At 57.4% G+C, this 16,361-nt stretch carries 17 protein-coding genes; 10 read left to right on the top strand and 7 right to left on the bottom strand.

All coding sequences use genetic code 11. The features are described 5' to 3' along the window. Position 1: 1 nt before the first annotated feature. Both yoeI and GRPL_RS13130 read left to right on the top strand, forming a co-directional pair. Positions 2 to 67: a membrane protein YoeI gene (yoeI, locus tag GRPL_RS28500; protein WP_099002043.1), complete on the top strand. Its 66-nt coding sequence runs from the start codon at positions 2 to 4 to the stop codon at positions 65 to 67. Beyond that, positions 57 to 1,415: an APC family permease gene (locus GRPL_RS13130; RefSeq protein WP_032686803.1), complete on the top strand. Its 1,359-nt coding sequence runs from the start codon at positions 57 to 59 to the stop codon at positions 1,413 to 1,415. The genes yoeI and GRPL_RS13130 overlap by 11 nt, the downstream gene beginning before the upstream one ends. 236 nt (positions 1,416 to 1,651) lie before the next feature. Here the strand turns inward: GRPL_RS13130 and GRPL_RS13125 are convergent, their stop codons facing one another. Then, positions 1,652 to 1,951 carry an ArsR/SmtB family transcription factor gene (locus tag GRPL_RS13125; protein WP_004864510.1) on the bottom strand — a complete coding sequence of 100 codons (300 nt, stop codon included), beginning with the start codon at positions 1,949 to 1,951 and terminating at the stop codon, positions 1,652 to 1,654. 240 nt (positions 1,952 to 2,191) lie between these two features. Here GRPL_RS13125 and fusA point away from each other — a divergent pair, with 240 nt between their 5' ends. After that, the gene (fusA, locus tag GRPL_RS13120; RefSeq protein WP_032686804.1) at positions 2,192 to 4,294 is read left to right on the top strand and encodes an elongation factor G; all 2,103 of its coding nucleotides are present in this window, start codon (positions 2,192 to 2,194) and stop codon (positions 4,292 to 4,294) included. Positions 4,295 to 4,409: 115 nt separating this feature from the next. Here the strand turns inward: fusA and sbcB are convergent, their stop codons facing one another. Continuing rightward, positions 4,410 to 5,834, bottom strand: a complete 1,425-nt coding sequence (gene sbcB / locus GRPL_RS13115; protein WP_032699224.1) for an exodeoxyribonuclease I — start codon at positions 5,832 to 5,834, stop codon at positions 4,410 to 4,412. Positions 5,835 to 5,944: 110 nt separating this feature from the next. After that, on the bottom strand, positions 5,945 to 6,115 hold the full coding sequence (locus tag GRPL_RS28235; RefSeq protein ID WP_223306675.1) for a hypothetical protein: 171 nt from the start codon (positions 6,113 to 6,115) through the stop codon (positions 5,945 to 5,947). On the opposite strand from GRPL_RS28235, the gene dacD reads away from it, so the two are divergent. From dacD to cobT, 5 genes are all read left to right on the top strand, one after another. Beyond that, the gene (dacD, locus tag GRPL_RS13110) at positions 6,045 to 7,181 is read left to right on the top strand and encodes a serine-type D-Ala-D-Ala carboxypeptidase DacD (protein WP_228304853.1); all 1,137 of its coding nucleotides are present in this window, start codon (positions 6,045 to 6,047) and stop codon (positions 7,179 to 7,181) included. The two genes, GRPL_RS28235 and dacD, sit on opposite strands and share 71 nt — an antisense overlap. A 147-nt stretch (positions 7,182 to 7,328) precedes the next feature. Beyond that, a complete protein-coding gene (gene sbmC / locus GRPL_RS13105; RefSeq protein WP_032699201.1) occupies positions 7,329 to 7,802 on the top strand; it encodes a DNA gyrase inhibitor SbmC in 474 nt (157 codons plus the stop codon). 112 nt (positions 7,803 to 7,914) lie between these two features. Continuing rightward, positions 7,915 to 8,973 carry an FUSC family protein gene (locus tag GRPL_RS13100; protein WP_004864501.1) on the top strand — a complete coding sequence of 353 codons (1,059 nt, stop codon included), beginning with the start codon at positions 7,915 to 7,917 and terminating at the stop codon, positions 8,971 to 8,973. A gap of 168 nt (positions 8,974 to 9,141) precedes the next feature. Beyond that, on the top strand, positions 9,142 to 9,465 hold the full coding sequence (locus tag GRPL_RS13095; RefSeq protein ID WP_004864499.1) for a DUF496 family protein: 324 nt from the start codon (positions 9,142 to 9,144) through the stop codon (positions 9,463 to 9,465). A gap of 164 nt (positions 9,466 to 9,629) precedes the next feature. Further along, entirely contained in the window at positions 9,630 to 10,688 is a 1,059-nt protein-coding gene (gene cobT / locus GRPL_RS13090; protein ID WP_032699203.1) for a nicotinate-nucleotide--dimethylbenzimidazole phosphoribosyltransferase, read from the top strand. Positions 10,689 to 10,731: 43 nt separating this feature from the next. On the opposite strand, the gene GRPL_RS13085 is transcribed toward cobT, so the two are convergent. Beyond that, complete coding sequence (locus GRPL_RS13085; RefSeq protein WP_032699204.1) at positions 10,732 to 11,841, bottom strand: adenosylhomocysteinase; 1,110 nt, start codon at positions 11,839 to 11,841, stop codon at positions 10,732 to 10,734. Between the two features lie 204 nt (positions 11,842 to 12,045). Between GRPL_RS13085 and GRPL_RS13080 the strand changes: the two genes are divergently transcribed. Then, on the top strand, positions 12,046 to 12,777 hold the full coding sequence (locus GRPL_RS13080; protein ID WP_032695363.1) for an HPP family protein: 732 nt from the start codon (positions 12,046 to 12,048) through the stop codon (positions 12,775 to 12,777). 20 nt (positions 12,778 to 12,797) lie between these two features. On the opposite strand, the gene GRPL_RS13075 is transcribed toward GRPL_RS13080, so the two are convergent. Next, the gene (locus tag GRPL_RS13075; protein ID WP_032686811.1) at positions 12,798 to 13,187 is read right to left on the bottom strand and encodes a tautomerase family protein; all 390 of its coding nucleotides are present in this window, start codon (positions 13,185 to 13,187) and stop codon (positions 12,798 to 12,800) included. A 116-nt stretch (positions 13,188 to 13,303) separates the two neighbouring features. Between GRPL_RS13075 and GRPL_RS13070 the strand changes: the two genes are divergently transcribed. Next, on the top strand, positions 13,304 to 14,227 hold the full coding sequence (locus tag GRPL_RS13070; RefSeq protein ID WP_032699205.1) for a LysR family transcriptional regulator: 924 nt from the start codon (positions 13,304 to 13,306) through the stop codon (positions 14,225 to 14,227). Here GRPL_RS13070 and GRPL_RS13065 read toward each other — a convergent pair. Together GRPL_RS13065 and shiA are read right to left on the bottom strand one after the other, a co-directional pair. Then, entirely contained in the window at positions 14,220 to 14,960 is a 741-nt protein-coding gene (locus tag GRPL_RS13065) for a lipoyl protein ligase domain-containing protein (RefSeq protein ID WP_032699206.1), read from the bottom strand. The two genes, GRPL_RS13070 and GRPL_RS13065, sit on opposite strands and share 8 nt — an antisense overlap. 44 nt (positions 14,961 to 15,004) lie before the next feature. Next, positions 15,005 to 16,327, bottom strand: a complete 1,323-nt coding sequence (shiA, locus tag GRPL_RS13060; protein WP_032686815.1) for a shikimate transporter — start codon at positions 16,325 to 16,327, stop codon at positions 15,005 to 15,007. Between the last annotated feature and the right edge of the window lie 34 nt (positions 16,328 to 16,361).

Consider the following 16,361-nt stretch of genomic DNA (forward strand, 5'->3'; position numbering starts at 1 on the left):
AATGGGGCAATTTTTTGCTTACGCGCTGGCCTTCGCCGTAAAAGGGGATAACCACCATGTCGCATAACGCTACTCCAAAAACCTCTCGCGTGGAATTACGTAAAACGCTTACGTTGATTCCGGTTGTAATGATGGGCCTGGCCTATATGCAGCCGATGACGCTGTTCGATACGTTTGGTATCGTCTCTGGTTTGACCGACGGTCACGTCGCGACGGCTTACGCCTTCGCACTGATCGCCATTCTCTTTACGGCACTGAGCTACGGTAAACTGGTTCGTCGTTTCCCGTCAGCGGGTTCCGCTTACACCTACGCTCAGAAATCCATCAGCCCGGCCGTGGGCTTTATGGTGGGCTGGTCATCGCTGCTGGACTATCTGTTCATGCCGATGATCAATATTCTGCTGGCCAAAATTTACTTTGAAGCGCTGGTGCCTTCAATTCCTTCGTGGATCTTCGTTGTCGCGCTGGTGGCCTTTATGACCATCTCTAACCTGCGCAGCATCAAGACCGTAGCGAACTTCAACACCCTGATCGTTATCCTGCAGATGGGGATCGTGGCGGTGATTGTTGGCCTGATTATCTACGGCGTGATGCACGGCGAAGGCGCAGGCACACTGACCAGCACCCGTCCGTTCTGGTCTGAAGGGGCGCACGTGGTGCCGATGATTACCGGTGCGACCATTCTGTGCTTCTCGTTCCTCGGCTTTGATGGCATCTCTTCGCTGTCTGAAGAGACCAAAGACGCTGAGCGCGTGATTCCGAAGGCTATCTTCCTGACTGCGCTGATTGGCGGCCTGATTTTCATCGGCGCCTCTTACTTCCTGCAGCTCTATTTCCCGGATATCTCGCGCTTTAAAGATCCGGACGCATCACAGCCTGAAATTATGCTGTACGTCGCGGGTAAAACCTTCCAGTGGGGCGTGCTGATCTTCTCCAGCGTGACCGTGCTGGCTTCCGGTATGGCCGCGCATGCAGGCGTTTCTCGTCTGATGTACGTCATGGGCCGCGACGGCGTGTTCCCGACCCGTTTCTTCGGCTACGTCCACCCGAAATGGCGTACTCCGGCGTGGAACGTGCTGCTGGTTGGCGCGATTGCTCTGCTGGCGATTAAATTCGACCTGGTGACGGCGACGGCGCTGATTAACTTCGGGGCGCTGGTGGCATTTACCTTCGTTAACCTGTCGGTGATCTCCCAGTTCTGGATCCGTGAAAAGCGTAACAAGACGCTGAAAGACCACTTTAACTACCTGTTCCTGCCGGTGTGCGGCGCCCTGACCGTGGGTGCGCTGTGGATTAACCTGGAAGAGAGCTCAATGATTCTGGGCCTGATCTGGGGCGGTATTGGTCTGGTGTACCTGGCCTGCGTGACCAAAAGCTTCCGCAACCCGGTACCGCAGTACGAAGACGTGGCGTAACCATCGCCCGTAGTGATTCAAAAAGCCGGAGGGAAACCTCCGGCTTTTTTGTTTCCGTCGCTCGCGGATTTCCCCGTGATGGCTGACGCCTTACCGGGGCTACAGGGGAGAGCTGTCCGGTAGCCGGAAAGAAGCGACAGACCGGGTCGCTAGTACAGAGCCAGTAGGCCGGGAAAGGCGTCAGCCGCCAGCCGGTAGAAATGCGGGCACATATCCCGAAGGGTTGACTTCACCTGCTACATCACCTTCAAAAGCGCATCCAGCAGCCCGGGAAAGCGCGCGTCGAGATCCTCCCGGCGCAAGGAAATCATATTCTCCCGTCCCTGAGGGCGCTGCCAGATGACCCCGCTATCGCGCAGGACGCGCCAGTGGTGGGTCATCGTCGACTTGGCGATGTCTTCATGACGCAATGCGTTACAACTCTGCTCGCTGCCGTCGGCCAGGATGCGAACGATCTCCAGGCGCATCGGGTTACCAAGGGCAAAAAGAACATTTTCCAGGCGAATGTGTTCACGTTCGGGGTGATTGGCGATCATAATATTCCTGTGTCGGCGGTTGCGCGGCTCCCGGGAGTCGCAGCCCGTATCGGCGGCTGGCAGGTAATATATCCAAACTGAGGGTCTAACGCCACGCGTGCAAGCCGCCGCTTCACCAATGACAGTGATAGTAAAAATAGTTCTAATATACTCGTACAATTGTACTATGATGGCGGCAGTTAACCACTCTGCGGCACAATTTGGCCGCTTACTGACAGTCAAAATGACTAAGGACGCATCATGCCCCGACCCATCCCTCTCGAACGTTATCGCAACATCGGTATCTCCGCGCATATCGATGCCGGTAAAACCACCACCACCGAGCGCATTCTGTTTTACACCGGAATGAGCCACAAACTGGGTGAAGTACACGATGGCGCGGCAACCACTGACTGGATGGCGCAGGAGCAAGAGCGCGGAATTACCATTACCTCCGCCGCGGTGAGCTGTTTCTGGCCCGGCATGGACCGTAGCTTCGAGCCGCATCGCATCAATATTATCGACACCCCGGGCCACGTGGATTTCACCATCGAAGTGGAGCGCTCGATGCGCGTGCTGGACGGTGCGGTGATGGTCTATGACTCCGTCGGCGGCGTGCAGCCGCAGTCGGAAACCGTGTGGCGACAGGCGAATAAATATCACGTTCCGCGGCTGGCCTTCGTCAATAAAATGGACCGTCCGGGCGCTGATTTCTTCCGCGTCGTGCAGATGATGATTGACCGCCTGAAGGCAAATCCTGTGCCGATCGTGATCCCTGTAGGCGCCGAGGAGCATTTCACCGGCGTGGTGGACCTCATCAAAATGCGCGCCATTTTATGGGATGACGCGACCCAGGGGATGACCTTCAGCTATGCGCCGGTACCGGACGAGCTGCTGGCAACCGCCCGACAGTGGCGAGAGAAAATGGTCTCCGCAGCGGCGGAAGCTAACGATGAGCTGATGGATAAATATCTCGAGAGCGGTGAACTGAGCGAGGCCGATATTGTGGCCGGGCTGCGTAAACGTACCGTTGGCGGCGAAATTCAGCCGGTGCTGTGCGGTAGCGCCTTTAAAAATAAAGGCGTACAGCGGATGCTGGATGCGGTTATCGAACTGATGCCTTCGCCGCAGGATGTGCCGGCGATTGACGGCGTTGATGAGAAAGGGCAGCCGGCGGAACGCCATCCTGGCGACGACGAACCGTTCTCGGCGCTGGCGTTTAAACTGATGACTGACCCGTACGTCGGCCAGCTGACCTTTATTCGTGTCTATTCCGGCACCCTGAAAAAAGGCGACGCGGTTTACAACCCGGTCAAAGGTAAGAAAGAACGCATCGGGCGTATTGTGCTGATGCATGCCAACGATCGCCACGAAGTGGATGAGCTGCATGCCGGGGATATTGCCGCCTGCGTCGGGTTGAAAGATGTCACCACCGGCGACACCCTGTGCGATCCGAATGCGATCATTACCCTGGAACGGATGGAGTTCCCGGAACCGGTGATTTCGTTAGCGATTGAGCCGAAAACCAAAGCGGATCAGGAAAAAATGGGGATTGCCCTCCAGCGCCTGGCCTCTGAGGATCCCTCTTTCCGCCTGCATACTGATGAAGAGTCCGGGCAGACAATTATCTCCGGGATGGGCGAACTGCATCTGGAAATTATCGTCGACCGGATGAAGCGTGAGTTCGGCGTTGAGGCGAATATCGGCCGTCCACAGGTGACCTACCGCGAGACACTGCGTAAAACGGTGAAAGAGGTGGAAGGGAAATTTGTCCGTCAGTCCGGCGGGAAAGGGCAATATGGTCATGTTGTACTGACCCTCGAACCGCTGGCGCCGGGGAGCGGCTTTGTGTTTGAAGACGCAACGAAAGGCGGCGTGGTGCCGCGCGAGTACATTCCTTCGGTGGAGAAAGGCTTGCGCGAAGCGATGGGCACCGGCGTGCTGGCGGGTTATCCGGTGGTCGATGTCAAAGCGACCCTGACATTTGGTTCGTATCATGATGTCGACTCATCGGAAATGGCCTTCCGCATGGCGGCGATTTTCGGCTTCAAGGAGGGGGCGCGCAGAGCCGATCCGGTGATTCTCGAACCGGTGATGCATGTGGAGGTGGAAACGCCGGAAGAGTACGCCGGGAATATTATGGGCGATCTCTCTTCTCGTCGTGGCATGGTGCAGGGGATGGAAGAGCGATTCGGCAGCCAGATTATCCGCGCGGACGTTCCGCTGGCGGAAATGTTTGGCTATTCCACTACGCTGCGCTCGATGTCGCAGGGACGAGCGACATACAGTATGGAGTTCCATCACTACGCGGAAGCCCCGCGCAACGTGGCAGATACGATTATCGCCAGCCGCGCTAAAGGCTAAATCACCGTTCCCGGGTTGCGGCTCTCGCCTGATCCGGGCGACGGGACCGTGCGGCATGGGGGGTTTATCGCCCGGACAAGGCGCAGCAAGCGCCGCCTCCGGGCACTTTCGCAACTTAGACAATCTCCTGCGCGTACTGCCACAGCGCCTTCAACTGCCCGAGCTTTTCACTGTCCTGTTGATGCTGTTGATACAGCATCTGCAGCTCATCGGCATAGGCCTGCAAAAACGCCGGCGTAAACACCTCGCGACGATGCTCTAACCAGCGCTGCTGCTCGGCCTCGTCAAGGCTGCCGGGGAAGTTACGGGCGCGGTAGTTAAACAGCAGACGCTCTATCCGTTGGTCGGCAAAAGTAATATCCAGCGCCGGCAGGTTGCGCGGCTCGGTTTCCAGCACTATTTTCATCGCCGCGCGGTCGGCATCGCTGAAAAAGCCGTTATAAAGCTGAGTATCGACGTTGTCGGAGGGAACAAACGGTTCCGCTTCAGCGAAAATAGCCACCACGTTTTCCCGCACCTGCGGATGACTGCGCAACAGCTGCAGGTTATCCAGACAGCGCTGGCGGTTAATCCCCAGACGGTCGGCATCCTGCGGGCGTAGCGTATTATCCTGGGCCAGTACCGGGCATTTATTGAGATGAACCAGCTTAACCGGCACCGCCGCCAGCTCGCCCAAATCGGCTTTTGGCGTGTACAGCCGCTCGCGCAGGGTATCGGCATCCAGTTCCAGCAGCGGCGTCATGTCGCCGGCCAGATCGACCATGATCACCGCATTGCGGTTATCCGGATGCCAGGCCAGCGGTGCCACCAGGCTGGTGTTGCCGCGCGCCGCGCCAAACATGCCGGAGACATGGACCAGCGGCTTCATGTGCGCAACGTCGATCAGCGTCGCCAGCTTGCGCTTGTTCCGATGACTGTAGAGATAGTCAAACAGACGCGGTTGCCGGGCTTTGACCAGTTTTGCCATGGCGATGGTGGCATAAACGTCGGCCATCGCGTCGTGGGCGTTGCTGTGTTCAATGTCGTTAGCGACGGTCAGATGCTCAAGGCGAAAACTCGGCAGACCCTCGTCGTTCTCCGGCCAGTTGATCCCTTCCGGGCGCAGGGCATAGCAGGCGCGCATCACATCCAGCAGATCCCAGCGCGAGTTGTCGTGCTGCCAGCTCCAGGCGTAGGGATCGTAAAAGTTACGATAGAAAATATTACGGCTGACCTCATCATCGAAGCGCACATTGTTATAGCCGACGATGCAGGTTTTCGGCACCGTGAACAGATCGTGAATCCGGCGGGCAAAGGCGGCTTCATTGTCGCCTTTGGCGTTCGCTTCCTGCGGGGTGATCCCGGTTATCATCACCGCCTGCGGCTGCGGCAGATAGTCGTCGGCCAGTTTGCAGTAGAAAACCTCCGGTTCACCGATGATATTCAGTTCGGCATCGGTACGAATGGCGGCGAACTGGGCCGGTCGATCGAGCGCAGGGTGGGTGCCGAAGGTTTCGTAATCGTGGAATAAAAATCCGGGCTGGTTGGCGCTATCTTGCATAATCTGTTCATTTTCCATGGTGGCTGGCACTCGTTATGGTAAACGATTTACCTGGGCATCAGAAGGGCGTTGGCTACGCGGCGCTGCCGCCGTGTCATATTTTCTTGCAATTAAACCCTGATTTGAAAGGAGAACTTCCGTAAAAAGGACGGCGAATCTGTCAATTTAGAGGATATGCCGTTGAAAGGCCGTTTTTTTATTGCTGTAACTTTGCTCGCTTCGAGCGTTTCTTGCGCATTTGCTGCCAATGATTTCCCCGTCACCGTGCCGCCACCGTCCATTCAGGCGGGCTCCTGGGTACTGATGGATTACACGACCGGGCAGATCCTGACTGCGGGTAATGAACACCAGCAGCGCAACCCTGCCAGCCTGACCAAACTCATGACCGGATACGTCGTCGATCGCGCCATCGACAGCCATCGCATCTCCTTTGACGATATGGTGACCGTCGGCCGCGACGCCTGGGCGAAAGGCAACCCTGTCTTCGACGGCTCGTCGCTGATGTTCCTTAAGGCCGGCGATCGGGTCAGCGTACGTGATTTAAGCCGCGGCCTCATCGTCGACTCCGGCAATGATGCCTGCGTGGCGCTGGCTGATTATGTCGCGGGCGGCCAGCCGCAGTTCGTGGCGATGATGAACGAGTACGTAAAAAAACTGCATCTGCAGGATACCCACTTTGAAACCGTGCATGGCCTGGATGCGCCGGGCCAACACAGCTCGGCGTACGATCTGGCGGTGCTGTCGCGGGCTATCATTCACGGCGAGCCTGACGTTTATCACATGTACAGCCAAAAAAGTCTGACGTGGAACGGGATTACCCAGCAAAACCGCAACGGGCTGCTGTGGGATAAGACCATGAATGTTGATGGATTAAAGACCGGGCATACCTCCGGCGCTGGCTTTAACCTGATTGCCTCCGCGGTGGACGGCCAGCGGCGCCTGATTGCCGTAGTGATGGGCGCCGATAGCCCGAAAGGGCGCGAACAGCAGGCGGCAAAACTACTGCACTGGGGTCAGCAAAATTTCGACACCGTTCAGGTGCTGCAAAAGGGCAAAAAGGTCGGCAGCGAACGTATCTGGTACGGTGATAAAGAACAAATCCAGCTGGGCACCGATCAGGATTTCTGGCTGGCGCTGCCGAAGTCGGAAGTGCCGCGTATTAAAGCCAGGTACGTGCTGGACAAAAAAGATCTCGAGGCGCCCATTGCCGCAAATCAACGGGTCGGGGAAATCTCACTCTATGATGGCGACAAAGTGGTCGCGCACTGGCCGTTGGTGACGCTGGAAAGCGTCGGCAAGGGCGGGGTGTTCTCGCGGATGAGCGATTATCTGCATCACGTGCTGTAACCGCCACGCCCCGCACGGGGCGTTTTTTTTGGCTCATTTTTCGCTCCCCTCCATTGGCCACTCTGTGAATCAGAGCACATACTGATGTGCATCACCTGGCTACAGTATATGTACATTTATACAGTTGTTATCACTGGTGGAGGCAATATGAACTACAGCGTGAAGTCCGTCGGCAAACGTACCATTGCCGGTTTTCATATGGTGGGACCCTGGGATCAGACCGTTAAACAGGGGTTTGAGCAGCTCATGGCATGGGTCAGCGGCCGTCAGATTCCGGCACAGGAGTGGGTAGCCGTTTACTATGACAATCCCGATCGGGTTCCAGCGGAGAAGCTGCGCTGCGATACGGTGGTCACCGTGGCAGACGATTTCGTCATTCCACCCAACAGCGAAGGGGTCATTCTCACTGAGATTGCCGGGGGAGAGTATGCAGTCGCCAGCGCGCGGGTGGAGAATCACAACTTCTCGACGCCGTGGCTGGCGTTCTTCAATAGCCTGATGCAGAGCAAAGAGTATCAGCTGGCGGAAAAACCCTGTTTTGAGGTCTATCTCAACGACGGCAATCAGGACGGTTACTGGGACATCGAAATGTATGTCGCGGTCGAACGGGTGGTGAAATAAGCGTTTACCCCCGCAGTGGACAAGGTTTTTTACATTAGCGTACTGCTTACATTGAAAAAGCAGTTACAATTGGCCTTTGCTTCCTGCCGCCGTTTGCTTGCTGGAGAGGTCTGTGCGCGCTGATAAATCACTTAAGCCTTTCGAAATCCGTCTGTATCGCCACTATCGCGTGGTGCATGGTATTCGAATTGCTTTGGCCTTTGTCCTTACTTTTTTACTGGTTCGTTTGCTGAATGTACCGGAAGGGACGTGGCCTCTGATCACCCTGGTGGTGGTGATGGGGCCGATTTCGTTCTGGGGCAACGTGGTGCCGCGCGCCTTCGAGCGTATCGGCGGCACTATCCTCGGCTCGGCACTCGGGCTGGTGGCGTTAAAGCTTGAGCTTATCTCCTTACCCGTCATGGTGCTGTGGTGCGCGGTGGCGATGTTCCTCTGCGGCTGGCTGGCGTTAGGGAAAAAACCGTACCAGGCGCTGCTCATCGGCATTACGCTGGCGGTGGTGGTGGGCGCGCCGCCTGGCGATATGCACACCGCGCTATGGCGAAGCGGCGATGTTATCTTTGGTTCCCTGCTGGCCATGCTGTTCACCGGCATCTGGCCGCAGCGGGCGTTCTTGCACTGGCGAATCCAGATGGCAAATTACGTCACCGCCTTCAACCGGCTTTATCAGGCCGGGTTCTCCCCTAATCTGGTGGAAAGACCGCGGCTGGAAAAACATCTGCAAAAAGTGCTTAACGATGTGGTGAAGATGCGCGGGCTGATTACCCCGGCGAGTAAAGAAACCCATATCCAGAAAGCCATCTTTGAAGCCATTCAAACCGTGAGTCGTAACCTGGTCTGCATGCTGGAACTGCAGATCAATGCATACTGGAGCTCGCGTCCCGGTCATTTTGTGATGCTGAACGCCCACACGCTGCGTGAGACCCAGCAGATGACTCAGCAAACGCTGCTGACGATTGCGCATGCGCTGTATGAAGGTAATCCACAGCCGATTCGCGCCAACACGGAAAAACTCAATGATATCGTCGCCGAACTGCGCGAACTCATGAAAGAGCACCAGGGAGATAGCCTGGCGGAAACCCCGATCCACGGCTACGTCTGGCTGACGATAGAACTGGCGCGCCAGCTTGAACTGCTGTCGAATTTAATCTGCCGGGCTTTGCGTAAATAAAAACCAGATGCGCGCAATTTGCCCACAGGTTGCTTCGATTCAGCAGCATTTAGGGTTATGATAAACGTAAAGGAAAAAACATTGTCATCCGCGGCTGCTAACAGTTATGTTAGCCCTATATAGCAGTCGCTTTAGCGAATCCGAATCTCAAATATTAGGGGTGTAAAAATGGAAACAACTAAGCCTTCTTTCCAGGACGTACTGGAGTTTGTTCGTCTGTATCGTCGTAAGAACAAATTGCAGCGTGAAATTCAGGACGTTGAGAAAAAGATCCGTGATAACCAGAAGCGCGTACTGCTGCTGGACAACCTCAGTGACTACATCAAACCGGGCATGAGCGTTGAAGCTATTCAGGGCATCATCGCCAGCATGAAAAGCGATTACGAAGATCGTGTTGATGACTACATCATCAAAAATGCCGAACTGTCGAAAGAACGTCGTGACATTTCCAAAAAGCTGAAAGTCATGGGCGAAGCGAAGGTCGAAGAGTAATCGCATCGTACCTGCCCGGCGGCGGCTCTCGCCGTCGGGAATTATCCCCTCTCTGATTTATCTCCTTCTCCCGGCGGCGAACCGCGGCGTCACGCCAGTTTTCATGCGCGACCGCGTTCACAACGGGCTATGGCAAATCACCTGAAAGTGCTACGAGGAACATGATGGACAATCTTTCGGCCTTGATCGCCGACATTCCGCTGCCGGACCGCGCGGCGATGGCTCAGGCGCAACAACATCTGGATGGTTTATTAAAACCACCGGGCAGCCTGGGGCGACTGGAGGCGCTGGCAGTCCAGCTGGCCGGAATGCCGGGGCTGCGGGGACAGCTGCAGCTGGCGGAAAAAGCCATTGTGGTGATGTGCGCCGATCACGGCGTCTGGCACGAAGGGGTGGCGATCTCGCCGCAGGCCGTCACGGCGATTCAGGCGATAAACATGACCCGCAAAAATACCGGCGTCTGCGTACTGGCGGCCCAGGCGGGCGCGCAGGTGCATGTGGTCGATGCCGGTATCGACGCGGATCCGATCGCTGGTCTGGTGGATATGAAAGTGGCGCGCGGCAGCGGCAATATTGCCCGGACGGCGGCAATGAGCCGGGAACAGGCGACGGCGCTGCTGCTGGCCAGCATTCGCTATACGCGAGAACTGGCGGCGCAGGGCGTACGCGTGTTCGGCGTTGGTGAACTGGGGATGGCGAACACCACGCCTGCGGCGGCGGTCGTCAGCGTGCTTACCGGTAACGATGCGCAGGATGTGGTGGGCATCGGCGCTAACCTGCCGGTATCGCAGCTGGGACACAAAGCCGATGTCGTCCGCCGGGCAATTGCTGTGAATCAGCCGCAGGCAGACGATGGCCTGGACGTGCTGGCGAAAGTCGGCGGATTTGATTTGGTGGGGATGACCGGCGTGATGCTGGGCGCGGCCTCCTGCGGACTGCCGGTTGTGCTGGACGGTTTCCTCTCCTATGCCTCCGCCCTGGCAGCCTGTCGTCTGGCTCCTGGCGTGCATTCATATCTGATCCCTTCGCATCTGTCGGCGGAAAAAGGGGCGCGTATTGCGCTGGAACATCTGCAGCTGAAACCCTATCTGGATATGGATATGCGGCTGGGAGAGGGGAGCGGCGCCGCGCTGGCGATGCATCTTGTGCAGGCGGCGTGCACGGTATTTAACGAAATGGGGACGCTGGCGGAGAGTAATATCGTCCTGCCGGAAAGCCGCTAAGCCGGTCTCAGGGCGACGGCCGTCGCCCTGAATCTTTGCGGATTTACAGCGCTTTTTGCCATACGCTTTGCGGCAGCAGATAGACATTCGCTTCCGCGTTCATGCCGTCCGTTACGATGTGATGAATCCCGCTGGCCATGATGGCCAGAGTCACGTCAAAGGCGTTGAGGCTGTCACCAAATCCCGCGGTCAGGTTCAGCATTGAGCCGTTGGCCATCAGGTAGACGGTTTTATCGCCCATCCGGTACGCATTAATATACGGCATCACCTCATCGTGGCTGAACTGACGCAGGTAGCCGCAGTCAATCTCTTCCGCAACGTGGCCGACATTGAGAATAAATACGCCATCTTTGGCGTTATCCAGCGCCGTGCTATTGACCACTTTCTTCGCACCGGTTGCCGTGGCGACCACATCTGCCGAGGCGATGGCATCCTGTAAATCAACAACATGCCAGCCATCATAGGCCGCCTGCAGGCGACGGGCGGGATCGATCTCTGCCACCATCACCTGTCCGCCAAAGGCTTTTGCTGCCGCGGCAACGCCTTGTCCCACCAGACCGTAGCCAATGACCAGCACTTTCTTCTCATGCAGCGTCAGATGAGTCGTCTGGAAGAAGGTATGCCAGGCCGTAAGACCCACCATATGGCGGTTATGCAGTCCCTCTTTAACCGGGAGATCGTCCCAGTTAAAGATAGGGTAGCCGGGACGAATATCGCCCAGGCGGCTGACGCCGGAGCCGGTTGCTTCCAGACCGGCGACGATGTTGCCAAATTCGCCGCGCTGGTGCAGCAGGGTGGTGATATCGGCGCCCATTTCACACAGATGGGTCGGGCCCCAGGCGATCGCTTTTTCCCAGGAGTGCTGCCAGTCGGCATCGCTCATGCCGCGCCAGGCGCAGGCTTGTGCGCCGCGCTCTACCAGCCAGGCGACAACATCGTCCTGAACGGTGGTGGGGTTACAGGTGGTTAGAAAGACTTGCGCCCCTTTCTCCAGTATCCCCTGCACCAGCGGGATCATTTTCATATCCAGATGCATGCAGCAGGCCAGTCGGACATGGCTCAGATCGGGAAGGGCGGCGACCTGACGCAGCGTGCGCGGCATATTCTGGCTGGCCCATGCCACGTCTTTCACTAAATTTGTCTTATTATTCACTGTATTGTGACCTTCAATCCGTAGAGTGGGTTAAATCCCGGTGGGGAAATGATTCTAACGTAGTGTTCCGGGATCGCATAACGGCGGCGTATCGCTAAATTCAGTGGGGGGGGAAGTAGCCCTGCGAAAGATATGGTTGTTAAAATATGGTTAAAAAATGAAAATAAAATATAAGTAATTTATATGACGTGAGTGAGTCATTCGATGTTAAGCGTTTTACCGACCGCACTGTTTTCGCGGGTCCGCATTTTTCTTGGGCGATTAAAGCCGCATGCTCTGCCCGTTGCCAGAAAACATATCCTCCTCGGTTCGATAGGTGCCGGTACGGGGCTGGCCGTCACCAGCATGTTCAGTCACTGGCTGCTGGGTGAGATGAATCTGTGGTTTATTGCGCCGATGGGAGCCTCTGCGGTGCTGCTGTTCGGCGTGCCGAGCAGTCCGCTGGCGCAGCCGTGGTCAATCGTCGGGGGCAACGTGGTTTCGGCGTTGATCGGTGTTACCGTCGGGATGTGGGTGCCTCAGCTTGCCCTGGCCTGCGGTCTGGCAGCCGGACTGGCCATCGCCGCCATGTATTTTCTGCGCTGTCTGCATCCGCCCGGCGGCGCCGTTGCGCTGACGGCGATCCTCGGCGGAGCGGGGGTTCACAGCGCGGGATACCACTTTGTGCTGACGCCGGTACTGCTAAATTCAGCGATGCTGGCGCTACTGGCAATCATCTTCAACAACCTGGTCGGGCGCCGCTATCCCCACTCTTTGGCGGCTGAAGAGGTTAAGCCCAAAGTGGTGCCGCTGGGGCTACCGGTGACTCGCGAAGATATTCATGCCGCGTTACTCGACGGTCAGTTCCTTGATATTGATGAAGATGACGTGCAGGAACTGCTGGAAAATATCGAGCAAAAGGCACGGATGCGGATGGCCGCCGCGCCGCAGGCATAACGGCACGGGGCCCGGGAAGGTTAAAGCTCTCCGGTCATATATTGGGCGACGCCGCGGCCAAAACTCCAGTCGCCTTTCTGGTTACCGATCACGGAAATCATCAGGTCATCAGCGCTCAGTCCGCAATGTTCCTGCAGCTCAGCGAGCAGGGTGGCGTAGAAGAGCTGCTTTTGTTCTTCGCTACGCGGGCTGGTGTACACCCGCACGACCAGCAGCTTGTTGCTGCGCGTGAATCCCAGTCCGGTATCCTCAATCACCATATGGTGAGCTTTGTTTTCGTGAACAATCTGGTAGCGATCGCGCTCCGGCACCTTAAACGCATGAATAACCGCGCGATGTGCGGCATCCAGCAGAGTGGTAAGTTCGCGTTCGCTACGACCTTCAATCACATCAAATATCAGTAACGGCATGGCAGGTACTCCTTACTTCCGGGGTGGATAAGCTGACTTCCGCGATGCTAATCCATGTTCTGCCGGGCAAAAACCGCTATAGTGGAATTCATTGTTTATACAGGTGAACAATCGAGATGAGTGAAATTCGCCCGGAGAGTTACTGGACCCATCTGTACTGGCTGACGGTGCTGGAAGAGCAAAAAAGCTATACCCGCGCGGCGGAAAAACTGGCGGTCAGCAAGTCGGCGATCAGTCAGAAAATTAGCGAGCTGGAACGGATCACCGGCAAAAAGCTGGTGCATCGCACCACGCGGAATGTGACGCTCAGCGAGGATGGCCTGCGGCTGGTGGCGGAGCTGAACGAACCTTTCGGGCAGCTGCGCGATATTTTCGCCGGTACCTGTGATGAAGGCGGACCGCTGCGGGGAACGCTACGGGTCACGGCGCCGGTCGCCTTTTCCCGTCAACAGCTGGTCCCGGCGATTACGCCATTTTTGCACCAGCATCTGCAGCTTCAACTGCAGCTGGAGGTGACCGACCGGCTGGTATCGCTGGCCAGCGAGGGATTTGACCTGGCGATTCGTCACTGCCGCCGCGAAGCATTGCCGGAGACCCACGTGGCCTGGCCGCTGTGCAGTACGGCGACGCTGATCGTCGCCTCGGCAGAGTATATCCGCCGTTTTGGTCGTCCGGACTCCCCGGAGATGTTGCGCCATCATCAGTGTCTGACCTATCCGCGCGGGGCGCAAAGCCCGCAGTGGACGTTTGAGTCTCGCGAGCAACCGGCCGAACGGGTGAGTGTCAAGGTTCATGGCCCCTTCGCCACCAACAACAGCGAATCGCTGCGTGATGCGGTGCTGGCAGGGCTGGGTATTGCGCTGCTGCCTGATTTCAGCGCCCGGGAGGCCATCGGCCGCGGGCTGGTGCAGGAGTTGCTTCCAGGCTGGCGGCCGGTTGAGGTTTTCGCGCCACAGCTGTACGTCATTCGGCCCTATGCACCGCGCGTGTCACGTGCGGTAGAGACATTCAGCCACTATTTGAAGCATACCTTCAGCTGAAAAGCGCCAGCTGTTCCGTCAACGCCTGGTGAAAGCGGGGAAGTAAGTCTGTTTCGCCGGGCAGCAGCTGCGCCAGCGTCACGGTCTTATCAGTACGATAGACCCGGCCACTGTTGAGGCGGGCTTCAAAATCGTTCGCGGCCTGATGTGCGCCGATCAGATCGGTATCCACTAAAATCACCGCATGAGCAAGGACCACATGTCCTCGATCCTCGGCCAGCGGTCGCCAGTACTGGGCAGTACCGACAATTTTGCGGGCATGATCGCCCTCGCCGCAGGCCAGGTTGTAGCGGCCGTCGCAAAATGACCCCGTCACCGCCTGATAATGACTCCCGACGCCAAACGTCGCCAGCGTGCGCTGAAGTAGCCCGCAGAGCTGCAGATAGATAGGTTCTGCCGCTTCGCCCAGCGGTTGCGTGACCGGCCAGGCGAGGCTGAGATTGATAATCCCGGGGCCCTGTGGGACCAGGCCACCGCCGGAGCGGCGAAGCCACACCGGCCAGCCGTAGCGGGAAAAAAGCGCGCTGACGGCACTGAGTTCACTGAATTTACGATAGCTGCCAGGCACCACCAGTCCTTGTGGAGCCTGCCAGAGTTGCGCCACCGCTTCGCCGCGGCGAGCTTGCTCAAACAGCGGCTGCTCAGCCAGCGTCGGATCAGGGCAATAGAGCAGCGGTAGCGGTTGGGGATGAAACTGTGCGGGCCAGCAGGCCGGGCGGTTGTCCTGAGTCATAAGGTCTCCATGTTCACGGCGGTTTCCCGCCGCGCACCGTGCAATCAGGGGTGAGGGTTCTTTTTCATCAACATGGCGGTGAGGGCAGAGAGCAGACAGCCGCCGGTCAGGTAAATCGCCACGCTGTGCCAGGAGCCACCGGAGAAGGTGACCAATGCCGCGGCAATAAATGGCGTAAAGCCGCCGCCAATGACGCTGGCGACCTGATATCCGACGCCGGCCCCGCTGTAACGATAGCTGGCGCCAAACATCTCGGTGAACATCGGTTGCTGAACACAAACCACCATATCATGGGCGATATTGGCCAGCATCAGGGCAAAAAAGAGGATCCAGAAGTACGACTGGCTTTCCAGCGCCATAAAGAACGGGAACGCGCTGAGCGTGCCGATGAGCGCACCGGTAATGTAGATCCGCCGGCGGCCGAAGCGATCCGCAAGCCAGGCGAAGCAGGGGATTGTCAGACAGCTGATTCCGCCGACCAGCAGGCCAATATTAAGGAACAGTTCACGCGGCAGGCCGAGGTTCTGCGTTGAGTAATTCAGGGCGAAGGCGGTGACAATATACATGGTCAGCAGTTCGCACAGACGCAGGGCGATAATCAGTAAAAATGCGCCGGGGTGACGGAGCAGGGCTTCGACGACCGGCAGGCGCTTTTTGGCCGTCTTTAGCTGCGCTTCCTGCTGCTGATGTTCAAACTCGGCAGATTCGGCCATGCCGTTGCGGATCCACAGCGCGACTAACACCAGCACCACGCTGAACAAGAACGGCAGGCGCCAGCCCCAGCTGAGAAACTGCTCGTTGGTGGTGTTCGCGCTGATCAGAGAGACCAGGCCGGTGGAAAGCAGCAGGCCAACGCCGTAGCCCACCTGAACCCCGCTGCTGTAGAAGGCTTTTTTATTTTTGGGCGCACTTTCTACCGCCAGCAGCGCCGCACCGCCCCATTCTCCGCCGACGGCGAAGCCCTGAATAGCGCGTAGGGTGACGAGCAGCACGGGGGCCCACCAGCCGATTTGGTTGAAGGAAGGGAGCAGACCAATGCAGGCGGTCGCAATTCCCATCATCCAGACGGTCATCATCAGCATCCGTTTGCGGCCAAGGCGATCGCCGAAATGACCGAAGATAATGCCGCCGAGGGGACGAAACAGAAAGCCGACGCCGAAAGTGGCAAAGGCGGCCAGCGTGCCCATTGCCGGGCTAATCTGCGGGAAAAATTCGCGGTTAAACACCAGCGCGGCGGTGATGCCGTAGAGTAAAAAATCGTACCAGTCAACCACGGCGCCGGCAAAGCTGCCCCAGGCCGCTCTTCTGGCGCGATTGAGTGAACATGTCTCCTTGCCGGGGCGGGAGGAAATAAGCGTTGAGTCCATACCTGTCCTGTCTGTTGCCGTGTTTATCATTATT

The organism is Klebsiella planticola ATCC 33531, from assembly GCF_000735435.1.
Classification (GTDB): Bacteria; Pseudomonadota; Gammaproteobacteria; order Enterobacterales; family Enterobacteriaceae; genus Klebsiella; species Klebsiella planticola.

What these genes read in the sequence shown, in the direction of transcription:
- GRPL_RS13130 (WP_032686803.1), top strand. Translation starts at nt 57, where the DNA reads ATGTCGCATAACGCTACTCCAAAAACCTCTCGCGTGGAATTACGTAAA.
- GRPL_RS13125 (WP_004864510.1), bottom strand. Translation starts at nt 1,951, where the DNA reads ATGATCGCCAATCACCCCGAACGTGAACACATTCGCCTGGAAAATGTT.
- fusA (WP_032686804.1), top strand. Translation starts at nt 2,192, where the DNA reads ATGCCCCGACCCATCCCTCTCGAACGTTATCGCAACATCGGTATCTCC.
- sbcB (WP_032699224.1), bottom strand. Translation starts at nt 5,834, where the DNA reads ATGCAAGATAGCGCCAACCAGCCCGGATTTTTATTCCACGATTACGAA.
- GRPL_RS28235 (WP_223306675.1), bottom strand. Translation starts at nt 6,115, where the DNA reads ATGGACGGTGGCGGCACGGTGACGGGGAAATCATTGGCAGCAAATGCG.
- sbmC (WP_032699201.1), top strand. Translation starts at nt 7,329, where the DNA reads ATGAACTACAGCGTGAAGTCCGTCGGCAAACGTACCATTGCCGGTTTT.
- GRPL_RS13095 (WP_004864499.1), top strand. Translation starts at nt 9,142, where the DNA reads ATGGAAACAACTAAGCCTTCTTTCCAGGACGTACTGGAGTTTGTTCGT.
- cobT (WP_032699203.1), top strand. Translation starts at nt 9,630, where the DNA reads ATGGACAATCTTTCGGCCTTGATCGCCGACATTCCGCTGCCGGACCGC.
- GRPL_RS13080 (WP_032695363.1), top strand. Translation starts at nt 12,046, where the DNA reads ATGTTAAGCGTTTTACCGACCGCACTGTTTTCGCGGGTCCGCATTTTT.
- GRPL_RS13075 (WP_032686811.1), bottom strand. Translation starts at nt 13,187, where the DNA reads ATGCCGTTACTGATATTTGATGTGATTGAAGGTCGTAGCGAACGCGAA.
- GRPL_RS13070 (WP_032699205.1), top strand. Translation starts at nt 13,304, where the DNA reads ATGAGTGAAATTCGCCCGGAGAGTTACTGGACCCATCTGTACTGGCTG.
- GRPL_RS13065 (WP_032699206.1), bottom strand. Translation starts at nt 14,960, where the DNA reads ATGACTCAGGACAACCGCCCGGCCTGCTGGCCCGCACAGTTTCATCCC.
- shiA (WP_032686815.1), bottom strand. Translation starts at nt 16,327, where the DNA reads ATGGACTCAACGCTTATTTCCTCCCGCCCCGGCAAGGAGACATGTTCA.